Annotated in this window: 7 protein-coding genes; 3 read left to right on the top strand and 4 right to left on the bottom strand. The window is 64.3% G+C overall.

Annotated features, from left to right (window positions below):
- Nucleotides 1-6: 6 nt before the first annotated feature.
- Both nuoM and nuoN read left to right on the top strand, forming a co-directional pair.
- The gene (nuoM, locus tag PVE35_RS10845) at nucleotides 7-1,536 is read left to right on the top strand and encodes an NADH-quinone oxidoreductase subunit M (RefSeq protein ID WP_277374633.1); all 1,530 of its coding nucleotides are present in this window, start codon (nucleotides 7-9) and stop codon (nucleotides 1,534-1,536) included.
- Nucleotides 1,537-1,555: 19 nt separating this feature from the next.
- Nucleotides 1,556-3,040, top strand: a complete 1,485-nt coding sequence (nuoN, locus tag PVE35_RS10840) for an NADH-quinone oxidoreductase subunit NuoN (protein ID WP_277374632.1) — start codon at nucleotides 1,556-1,558, stop codon at nucleotides 3,038-3,040.
- A gap of 147 nt (nucleotides 3,041-3,187) precedes the next feature.
- Here the strand turns inward: nuoN and PVE35_RS10835 are convergent, their stop codons facing one another.
- A complete protein-coding gene (locus PVE35_RS10835) occupies nucleotides 3,188-4,219 on the bottom strand; it encodes a GlxA family transcriptional regulator (protein WP_268184014.1) in 1,032 nt (343 codons plus the stop codon).
- Nucleotides 4,220-4,276: 57 nt separating this feature from the next.
- Nucleotides 4,277-5,038, bottom strand: coding sequence for a trans-aconitate 2-methyltransferase (gene tam / locus PVE35_RS10830; protein ID WP_277374631.1), 762 nt, complete (start codon nucleotides 5,036-5,038; stop codon nucleotides 4,277-4,279).
- A 298-nt stretch (nucleotides 5,039-5,336) separates the two neighbouring features.
- Between tam and PVE35_RS10825 the strand changes: the two genes are divergently transcribed.
- The gene (locus PVE35_RS10825) at nucleotides 5,337-6,344 is read left to right on the top strand and encodes a TRAP transporter substrate-binding protein (RefSeq protein ID WP_277374630.1); all 1,008 of its coding nucleotides are present in this window, start codon (nucleotides 5,337-5,339) and stop codon (nucleotides 6,342-6,344) included.
- Between the two features lie 40 nt (nucleotides 6,345-6,384).
- On the opposite strand, the gene PVE35_RS10820 is transcribed toward PVE35_RS10825, so the two are convergent.
- Together PVE35_RS10820 and PVE35_RS10815 are read right to left on the bottom strand one after the other, a co-directional pair.
- A complete protein-coding gene (locus PVE35_RS10820; protein WP_277374629.1) occupies nucleotides 6,385-7,827 on the bottom strand; it encodes an efflux transporter outer membrane subunit in 1,443 nt (480 codons plus the stop codon).
- A complete protein-coding gene (locus tag PVE35_RS10815) occupies nucleotides 7,824-10,928 on the bottom strand; it encodes a multidrug efflux RND transporter permease subunit (protein ID WP_277374628.1) in 3,105 nt (1,034 codons plus the stop codon). The genes PVE35_RS10820 and PVE35_RS10815 overlap by 4 nt, the downstream gene beginning before the upstream one ends.
- Between the last annotated feature and the right edge of the window lie 26 nt (nucleotides 10,929-10,954).

Below are 10,954 nucleotides of genomic sequence, written 5' to 3'. Positions count from 1 at the left end.
AGCCTGATGATTCTGCCCTGGCTAATCCTGATTCCCTTCATCGGCGGCCTGCTGTGCTGGCAAGGCGAGCGCTTCGGCCACGTCCTGCCGCGCTGGATCGCCCTGATCACCATGAGCCTGCTGTTCGGCCTGAGCCTGTGGCTGTGGGTCAGCGGCGACTTCACCCTGGCGCCAGCCCCGGACGGCGGCCCGCGCTGGGCCCACGAGTTCGTCATCGACTGGATCCCGCGTCTGGGCATCACCATTCACCTGGCAATGGACGGCCTGTCGGTGCTGATGGTGGTGCTCACCGGCCTGCTCGGTGTGCTCTCTGTGCTCTGCTCGTGGAACGAGATCCAGAACCGCGTCGGCTTCTTCCACCTCAACCTGATGTGGATTCTCGGCGGCGTGGTCGGTGTGTTCCTCGCGGTCGATCTGTTCCTGTTCTTCTTCTTCTGGGAAATGATGCTGGTGCCGATGTACTTCCTCATCGCGCTCTGGGGTCATAGCGGCAGCGACGGGCGCACCCGCATCACCGCCGCCACCAAGTTCTTCATCTTCACCCAGGCCAGCGGCCTGATCATGCTGGTGTCGATCCTGGCCCTGGTGTTCGTGCACTTCAACCAGACCGGCGTGCTCAGCTTCAACTACGCCGATCTGCTGAAGACCCAACTGGCACCGGGCACTGAATACCTGTTGATGCTCGGTTTCTTCGTCGCCTTCGCGGTGAAGTTCCCGGTGGTGCCGGTGCACTCCTGGCTGCCTGACGCCCATGCCCAGGCGCCGACTGCCGGCTCGGTGGATCTGGCCGGCATCCTGCTGAAGACCGCCGCCTACGGCCTGCTGCGCTTCGCCCTGCCACTGTTCCCCAACGCCTCGGCGGAGTTCGCCCCCATCGCCCAGTGGCTCGGCGTGTTCGCCATCGTCTACGGCGCGCTGCTGTCCTTCGCGCAGACCGACATCAAGCGCCTGGTGGCCTACTCCAGCGTGTCGCACATGGGCTTCGTACTGATCGCCATCTATTCCGGCAGCCAGATCGCCCTGCAGGGCGCGGTGGTGCAGATGGTCGCCCACGGCCTGTCCGCTGCTGCGCTGTTTATCCTCTGCGGCCAGCTCTACGAGCGCGTGCACACCCGTGACCTGCGCCAGATGGGCGGGATCTGGGCGCGCATGCCCTGGCTGCCGGCCATCAGCCTGTTCTTTGCCGCCGCCGCGCTAGGCCTGCCCGGCACCGGCAACTTCGTCGGCGAGTTCCTCATCCTGATCGGCAGCTTCCCCGGGGCACCCTGGGTCGTGGTGATCGCCGCCAGCGGCCTGGTGCTGGGCTCGGTATACGCCCTAGCGATGATCCACCGTGCCTACTTCGGCCCGGTGCAACAGGGCGCGCCGCTACCGGGCCTGAAAGCCCGCGAACTGGCCATGGTACTCGGCCTCGGCATCCTGCTGATTCTGCTTGGCGTTTACCCGCAACCGGTGCTCGACACCTCCGCTGCCAGCATGCATGGCGTGCAGCAGTGGATGGCTGGCGCCCTCGATCAACTCGCCTCGGGCCGGTAAGGGTAAGGATTAGAGACTCATGGAACATCACGCTGTCGACTTCACCCTGCAACACCTGATCGCCCTGCTGCCACTGCTGGTGACCAGCCTCACCGCTGTCGTGGTGATGCTGGCCATCGCCGCCAAGCGTAATCACACGGTGACCTTCATCCTCTCGGTGGTGGGCCTGAACCTGGCGCTGTTGTCGCTCATTCCTGCGCTGGAAGTGGCACCGCTCGAGGTCACCCCGCTGCTGCTGATCGACAAGTTCGCCTGCTACTACATGGCCCTGGTGCTGGCCGCCAGCCTGGCCTGTATCACCCTGATCCACGCCTACCTGGGCGGCGATTCGGGCAAGGGCTACCCCGGCAACCGCGAGGAGCTGTACCTGCTGGTATTGCTGTCCGCCGCTGGCGGTCTGGTCCTGGTCAGCGCGCAGCACCTGGCCAGCCTGTTCATCGGTCTGGAACTGCTGTCGGTGCCTACCTACGGCATGATCGCCTATGCCTTCTTCAACAAACGCTCGCTGGAGGCCGGCATCAAATACATGGTGCTGTCGGCTGCGGGCAGTGCCTTCCTGCTGTTCGGCATGGCGCTGCTGTACGCCGACTCCGGCAACCTGGCCTTCGCCGATATCGGCATCAGCCTGATGCGTGAGAGCAGCCAACTGGTGCAGATCGGCATTGGCATGATGCTCATTGGCCTGGCCTTCAAACTGTCGCTGGTGCCCTTCCACCTGTGGACGCCGGACGTCTACGAAGGCGCTCCGGCGCCGGTGGCCGCCTTCCTCGCTACCGCCAGCAAGGTGGCTGTGTTCGCCGTGCTGTTGCGTCTGTACCAGATGTCTCCGGCCATGAGCGGTGGCTGGCTGAACGAGCTGCTGACCCTGATCGCCATTGCCTCGATCCTGTTCGGCAACCTGTTGGCCCTGCTGCAGAACAACCTCAAACGCCTGCTGGGTTACTCCTCCATCGCCCACTTCGGCTACCTGCTGGTGGCGCTGATCGCCAGCAAGGGCCTGGCCGAGGAAGCCGTCGGCGTCTACCTGGCCACCTACGTGCTGACCAGCCTCGGCGCCTTCGGCGTGATCACCCTGATGTCGACGCCCTACAGCGGCCGCGATGCCGATGCGCTGTACGAGTACCGTGGGCTGTTCTGGCGCCGTCCGTACCTGACCGCCGTGCTCACGGTGATGATGCTGTCGCTAGCCGGTATTCCGCTGACCGCGGGCTTCATCGGCAAGTTCTACGTGATCGCCGCCGGTGTCGAGGCGCAACTGTGGTGGCTGCTCGGCGCCATGGTGCTGGGCAGCGCCATCGGCGTGTTCTATTACCTGCGGGTGATGGTCACCCTGTTCATGCGCGAACCCAACCTGCATCGCCACGATGCGCCCTTCGACTGGGGCCAGCGTGCCGGCGGCATCATGCTGCTGGTGGTCGCCCTGCTCGCCTTCTTCCTCGGCGTGTACCCGCAACCGCTGCTGGAACTGGTTCAGCAAGCCGGACTGGTCGCCCTGGTGCAGTAAACGACAAGCCCCGCCGATGCGGGGCTTGTTCTTTTGAGGGTCGCGCTCAACGCCTGTGAGAAAGCTCCAGGGCCCAACGGCGTCTCTGAACCCCGGCGAGGAAATCAGTGCATGATCAGCGTCGAGTAGTCGTATAACCCCTGCGCCTCATTGCGCATTGCGCCGCTTACGGAAGCGCCCGGGGGCGACACCGAACATTTCCCGAAAACGCCGCTGAAAATGCGAGAGGGTGACGAAACCGCAAGCGACCGCGACCTCGAGCAAAGACTTGTTGGTGTACTGCAGCAATTGCCTCGCCCTGGAAAGACGCAGCTCCAGGTAATAGCGCGGCGGGGTCGCTTTCATATGACGGCAGAACAGGCGCTCGAGATGACGACGCGAAATGCCTGAGTAGCGTGCGATCTCATCGATTTCGATGGGGTCTTCTATGTTGCTGTGCATCAGCTCGAGCGCTGTCCTGAGCGGGTTCGGCAAGGTTGTATCGAGATCGATCGAGGCGACGGACACATCATAGGTCTGCCCCATCCTGTCGCAGCTCAGCACCTCTTCGACCGAACCGATCAACCCGGCATCCGCAGTCTTGCGCACGACCTCCAGCATCATGTTCAGCGAGCTGTTTGCCCCAGCGCAGCTGATTCGCTTGCGATCGACCACATAGGAGTGAGTCGTCACCTTCACCCTGGGGAAGAGCTCGGCCATCATCACCCGCCCTTCCGGGTGAAAAGCGCACTCATGGCCATCCATCAATCCCGCTTCAGCGAGAAAGTAGGCGCCGTTCCACAGTCCGCCAAGCAAGGCACCGCCAGCGTCGGCCTGACGCAACTTGCTTCTTAGCAACGGTATGGCGTGCAGATGGGTACGGAAACCACCGCACACCACGACCATGTACATGCCGCGCCCATTCAGATCGGCGAGCCGGCAGTCGACCGCGATGGAGATCCCCAGGTCGCTGACCACCACGTCCTGTTCCCCCACCACGAGTACCTGGTAAAGAGGCGTGCCGTTCATGAGATTGGTGGTGACCAAGGCATCCACTGCGCCGGTGAACGCCATCATCGAGAAGTTTTCCAGCAACACGAACGCCACTGGAAAAACAGCGGCGGGCCGTGTGTCACCTGGCTTGGGTTCCAGGTGCATACGATTCTTGTCTTTCAGAACACTCTCGAACGATGTTTTCACTGAGCAGAGGACTCCTGGCGAAGGTTATTGACCTTAGCCTGTGCACGAGGCCAGCGACTAACGCCGTGCGACCACGAACAAGCGTGGAAACGGCAGCAATACCCGACCATCGCCCTGCTGCGCATAGGCCTCGGCGATCGCTGCCTGGTAGCGCGCCAGGAATGCAGCCTGCTGCCCGGCATCCAGCGGTTGCAGGAATGGCAACAGCGCTGTGGACTTGAACCACTCCACCACCGCTGCTGCATTCTCCAATACATGGAAATAGGTGGTGCGCCAGATATCCAGCTCGCTGGCATGAGGGCTGAGGATGTCGTAATAGGTCTGCGCGCTATGCCGCTCGGCATGACTCACCTCGCCGATGCGCGCCGCCCACGGACCGTCTGCCGCCACTTCGCGGGCTAGACGGTGCGCCGGCTCATTCAGGTTGTCCGGCGTCTGGATCGCCAACCAACCGCCAGGCGAGAGTTGCGCCAACAGACGCGGATAGAGTTGCGCGTGATCCGGCAGCCATTGCAGCGAAGCATTGGCCAGGATCAGTTGCGGCGCGACCTCGGCCTGCCAGTGCTGGATATCCACCAACTGGAAGTTCACCTGCGGCAGCCGCTCACGCGCCGCGCGCAACATGTCCTCGCTGCTGTCGATACCCATCACCTGCGCTTCTGGCGCGTGGGCCTGCAATACAGCGGTGGAATTGCCGGGGCCACAGCCCAGATCCACGGCCCGTTCGATGCCCTGATGCGGCACCGCCGCCAGAAGATCGTGGACAGGTCGGGTGCGCTGACGCTCGAACAGGGAATATTGCTGAGCAGACCAGGCCATTGTCAGACTCCTTCATTTCACTCGCAGCGGCAGAATAACAGGGCGCGCCGGCAGTTTTCCGCTCCCCGCCACGGCATCACTGGCGGAAAGCCGCCATGCTGCGTGAACGGGGTCACAGCCCTGTTACGCAAGCCAGCGCCCTGGCGGAAATTCGCCACAATGGCACAAGCCTTGCGATTGGAGGGCACGCCCGTTGCCCAACAATACACTGCCGTGAACATCGCAACGGGCCCGAGCGACCAACACAGAGCGCCACCCACGAGCGCTCACACCACCGACAAGAAGAAAAGGAAGCAGTATGTTCGACATCCTCCGAGCCCTGGCTACCGGTGCCCTGGCGCTGGCCGCCCTCAGTTGCCAGGTGGCGCTGGCCGATGAACCTATCCTGATCAAGTTCTCTCACGTGGTGGCCGACAGCACCCCCAAGGGCCAGGGCGCATTGCTGTTCAAGCGACTGGTGGAACAGCGCCTGGGGGGCAAGGTCAAGGTCGAGGTCTACCCCAACTCCAGCCTTTACGGCGATGCCAATGAGCTGGAAGCACTGAACAAGAACGAAGTGCAGCTACTGGCCCCCTCCCTGGCCAAGTTCGAGCAATACACCAAGCAACTGCAGGTATTCGACCTGCCCTTCCTGTTCGATGATCTGGAGGCGGTCAACCGCTTCCAGAAGCGCGCCAAGGGCCGTCAGTTGCTGCGCTCGATGGAAGATCACAACATCGTCGGCCTGGCCTACTGGCACAACGGCATGAAGCAGTTGTCCGCCACTCGCGCGCTGCATGTCCCCGCCGACGCCAAGGGCCTGAGCTTCCGCATCCAGCCCTCGGCGGTACTGGAAGCGCAGTTCGGCGCGATTGGCGCAAATAGTCAGAAACTGCCCTTTTCCGAAGTCTTCAACGCCCTCAAGAGCGGCCAGGTGCAAGGCGCCGAGAACCCCTGGTCGAATATCTACAGCAAGAAGCTGCATGAAGTGCAACCCTTCATCACTGAAACCAACCACGGCGTGCTGGACTACATGCTGGTGAGCAACTCGCGCTTCTGGTACAGCATTCCGCACCATATCCGCACCGAGCTGGAAGCCATCATCGACGAAGTCACCTATGCGGTGAACAAGCAGGCCGAGGCCGACAACCTGGCCGACCGCCAACGCATCATCGACTCCGGCCGCTGCCAGGTCATCAGCCTCACCCCTGAACAGCGCCAGGCCTGGCGCGACGCCATGCGCCCGGTGTGGGCGCAGTTCGAGCAGCAGATCGGCGCGGACGTGCTCAAGGCGGCGCAGACGGTCAACCGTAAGCACCGCGATTGAACCTTCCCGACGCGTGGCGGGAAATCGCCACGCGTGCGCGCTACTCGGACGCCTCGCCCTGCCAACCGCCCCCCAATGCCGCGATCAGTTGCACGCTGGCCAGCAGGCGATTGCCCAGCAGGGTCAGGTTGGAGCGCTCGTTGTTCAGCGCCGTGGCCTGCACGTTGACCACGGCGTTGTAGTCGACGGTGCCGGCGCGGTACTGGTTCTCGATCAGGCGTAGCGACTCGCGCGCGGCATCCAGCGCCTCCCGCTGCACGCCGCTTTCCTGCTCCAGCACGCGCAACTGCACCAGGTAATCCTCCACTTCACGAAAGCTGTCCAGCACCGCCTGGCGATATTGCGCCACGGTCTGGTCGTACACCGCCTGGGTGCGCTGCAGCTCGGCGCTGCGCGCGCCGCCATCGAACAGGGTCAGGGCCAGTTGCGGGCCCAGCGACCAGAAACGGTTAGGCACCTCGATCCAGTCGGCGAAGCTGCTGCCACGATAGCCACCGCTGGCGCTGATGCTCAGGTCGGGGAACCATGCGGCTTCGGCCACGCCGATGCGGGCGTTGGCGGCCATCACCCGGCGCTCGGCGGCGGCGACGTCCGGGCGCCGCTCGAGCAATTGCGAAGGCAGTGCCACCGGCACCGCCGGCAGGGTCGGCACGCTCGCCCGTGGCGCGATGCTCAGTTCCGCGGGGCTCCCCCCCACCAACACGGCGATGGCGTGTTCGAGCTGGGCGCGCTGCCAGTTCAGGTCGATGGCCTGGGCCTGGGTGCTCTTGAGCTGCGTGGTGGCCTGAGACACGTCAGACCTGGGTACGATGCCGGCGCGGTACTGGTTCTCGGTCAGGCGCAGCGAGCGCGCATAGGCCGCCACCGTGGCATCGAGCAGGCGCTTCTGCTCGTCGAGCACGCGCAGTTGCAGGTAGTTCTGCACCAGCTCGCTCTGCAGGCTCAGGCGCACGGCGGCCAGGTCCGCCGCGCTGGCGGCGTAGTCCGCCTGGCTGGCCTCCAGATTGCGCCGCAGCTTGCCCCACAGATCCAGCTCCCACGCCGCGCTCAGACTCAGGTCATAGCTCTTGGACACGCTCGAACCACTGACGACCGACGAGCCTGCGAAGCGCGAATCGCTGCCCTCGCCCTGCCCGCTGCGCGTTACCCCGGCACTACCGGATAGCGTCGGCACGAAGCTGGCGCGGGCACTGCGCACCAGGGCCCGCGCCTGGCGGTACTGCGCCTCGGCGGCCGCCAGGTTCTGATTGGACACCTGCAGACGCTCGACCAGGGCATCGAGTTCGGCATCCCCGTATAGCTGCCACCAGGCGCCCCGTTCCAGGGCGTCGGCGGGGCTGGCCGTCTTCCAGCCTTCAACCTGTTTGAACTGCGCCGGCACGGCCAGCTCGGGGCGCTGATAGTCCGGCCCCAGGGCACAGCCACCGAGCATGCCAGCCAACAGCAAGGAGACGAGGGTTCGTGAGAAGGGAGCTCGGTTCATAGCGGATTTTCCAGCGAAGCGTCGCTGCGCACGCCACGCCAACGATTGACGCGATGCCGCAAGCGGTCGAAATAGAGGTACACCACCGGAGTGGTATAGAGCGTCAGCAGTTGGCTGAGCAGCAACCCGCCGACGATGGTCACACCCAGCGGCTGGCGCATTTCCGCCCCGGCGGCATTGCCCAGCACCAACGGCAGAGCACCGAGGATGGCGGCCAGGGTGGTCATCAGAATCGGGCGGAAACGCAGCAGGCAGGCCTGGCGGATCGACTCCTGCGGGCTGAGCCGTTGGCCGCGCTCCAGTTGCAGGGCCAGGTCGACCATCATGATGGCGTTCTTCTTGACGATACCGATGAGCAGGAACAGACCCAGTAGCGAGATCAGGCTGAACTCCATGCCCACCAGTTGCAACGCCAGCAAAGCGCCGACACCGGCCGAAGGCAGCGTGGAGAGAATGGTCAGCGGGTGCACGTAGCTCTCGTAGAGCACGCCAAGGACGATATACACCACCACCAGCGCCAGCAGGATCATCAGCGGCTGGTTGCCCTGCATCTGCTGGAAGGCCGCGCCGGTGCCGCCCATCATGCCCTGTACTTCGGTGGGCAGGTTCAGCCTGGCCACGGCTCGTTCGATGGCCTCGGTGGCCTGCTCCAGGCTTACTCCCTCAGCCAGGGAGAAGCCGATGTTCTCGGCGGCAAACTGGCCCTGGTGCTGCACCCGATCCTCTTCCAGACTCAGCTCCCAGCGGGCGAAGGTGGACAGCGGCACGCGCGCGCCGTCGGCGCTGATCACCTGGATCTGCCCCAGGGATTCCGGGTACTGGGCGTACTGCGGGTCGATCTCCATGACCACGCTGTACTGGTTCAGCGCCTCGTAGATGGTCGATACCTGACGCTGACTGAAGGCATTGTTGAGCACCGCGGTGATCATGCTCATGTCCACGCCCAGACGGCTGGCCGTCTCGCGATCGACCACCAGGCGGATCTGCTGCGCCCCTTCATTCTCCTTGGCGTCGATATCGGTGATTTCGGGCAAGGCGCGCAGGGCCTCGCGTACCTTCGGCAGCCACTGGCGCAGGGCGTCGAGGTCATCGGAGAGCAGCAGGTACTCGGTGTCCGAGCTGCGCCCCTCGCGGCCACCGAACTGCAGATCCTGATCGGGCATTAGGAACATGCGCCCGCCGGGCACCTTGGGCACTTCGTGGCGCAGACGGTTGATCACCGCCTGTGCCGACAGTTTGCGTTCTTCGATGGGCTTGAGGCGCACGATCATGAAGGCATTGTTGATGCCGCTGGCACCGCCGATGAAGCCGGCCACGCTGTGTACCGCAGGGTCGGCCAGCAGCGCCTTGCGAAAGGCCTCCATCTTCGGCTGCATGACCTGGAACGACAGGCCGTCGTCACCGCGAATGAAGCCGATCAACTGGCCGGTGTCCTGCTGTGGCATGAAGGTCTTGGGCACGCTGACGAACAGGTAGAGGTTCAGCGCGATGGTCGCCAGCAGGCTCAGCAGCATCAGCAGCGAGTGGCGCAGGGCCCAATCCAGGCTGCGCCCGTAGAAACCCAGCACCCGGGTCTGCAAGCGTTCACCCCACTGCTGCAGGCGCCCGCCTGGCTGCTGCTCCTCGGCCTTGAGCCAGCGCGCGCAGAGCATCGGCGTCAGGGTCAGCGACACCAGCAGGGAAATCACGATGGCCACTGCCAGGGTCAGCGAGAACTCGCGGAACAGGCGCTCGACGATGCCACCCATGAACAGGATGGAAATGAACACCGCCACCAGCGACAGGTTCATCGACAGCAGGGTGAAACCCACCTCGCGCGTGCCCTTGAAGGCGGCCTGCAGCGGTTTCTCGCCGTTGTGGATGTGCCGGGCGATGTTCTCCAGCACCACGATGGCATCGTCCACCACCAGGCCGGTGGCGATGATCAGCGCCATCAGCGACAGGTTGTTGAGGGAAAAGCCCAGCAGGTACATGGCGGCGAAGCTGCCAATCAGCGATACCGGCACCGCCAGCGCCGGAATCAACGCTGCGCGCCAGCGCCCGAGAAACGCCAGCACCACCAGGATCACCAGGGCCACGGCGATCAGCAGGGTCTGCTCCGCCTCATGCAAGGTGGCGCGGATCACCGGCGAGCGATCCATCGCCACCTGCAGCTCGACGCTGGCCGGAATCACCTCGCGCAGGGCCGGCAGCGCGGCGCGAATGTCGTCGATGGTCTGCAGGATGTTCGCCCCGCTCTGGCGGTTGATCACCAGCAGCACCGACTCCTTGTCATTGTAGAAACCGCTGTTGTAGCGATCCTCCACGCCGTCGGTGACGCTGGCCACGTCACCGAGGCGCACCGCAGCGCCGTCCTGGTAGCGAATGATCATCGGCAGGTAGTCGGCGGCGCTGGCCAACTGGTCGCTGGCCTGCACCTGCCAGCGGCGCTGTGCATCCTCCACCGCACCCTTGGGACGCAGCACGTTGCTGGCGGCGATGGCCTGACGCACCTCGTCCAGGGCGATGCCGTAATGATCGAGCAAGCGCGGCTCCAGCGCCACGCGCACCGCCGGCAGTGAGCTGCCGCCAACCTGCACCTCGCCGACACCACCGACCTGCGCCAGCTTCTGCGCCAGGATGGTGGAGGCCACATCGTATAGCTGGCCCTTGTCCAGGGTCTTGCTGGTCAGCGATAGCACCATGATCGGCGCCTGCGACGGATTGATCTTGCGGTAGCTGGGCATGCTGCGCATGCCGCTGGGTAGCAGCTCGCGGGCGGCATTGATCGCTGCCTGCACCTCACGGGCAGCGGTGTTGATGTCCTTGTCCAGGTCGAACTGCACCATGATCCGCGTATTGCCCTGGCTGCTGCGGCTGTTCATCTGGCTGATGCCGGAGATGCTGCCGAGCGAGCGTTCCAACGGCGTGGCCACGGTGGCCGCCATGATCTGCGGGCTGGCGCCGGGCAGGCTGGCCTGCACGGTGATGGTGGGAAAATCCATCTGCGGCAGCGGCGCCACCGGCAGCAGGCCGAAGCTCACCCCGCCCAGCAGCATGATCGCCAGGCTCAGCAGCAGGGTTGCCACTGGGCGACGGATAAAGGGAGCGGACAAGTTCATAGCGGCAAGCCACAAGCTTCAAGCTG

Origin of the sequence: Pseudomonas sp. AA-38 (assembly GCF_029457475.1) — a bacterium.
Taxonomy (GTDB): Bacteria; Pseudomonadota; Gammaproteobacteria; order Pseudomonadales; family Pseudomonadaceae; genus Aquipseudomonas.
The sequence above is the reverse complement of the archived record's forward strand: the minus strand, read 5'-3'. Positions and strand labels throughout refer to the sequence as shown.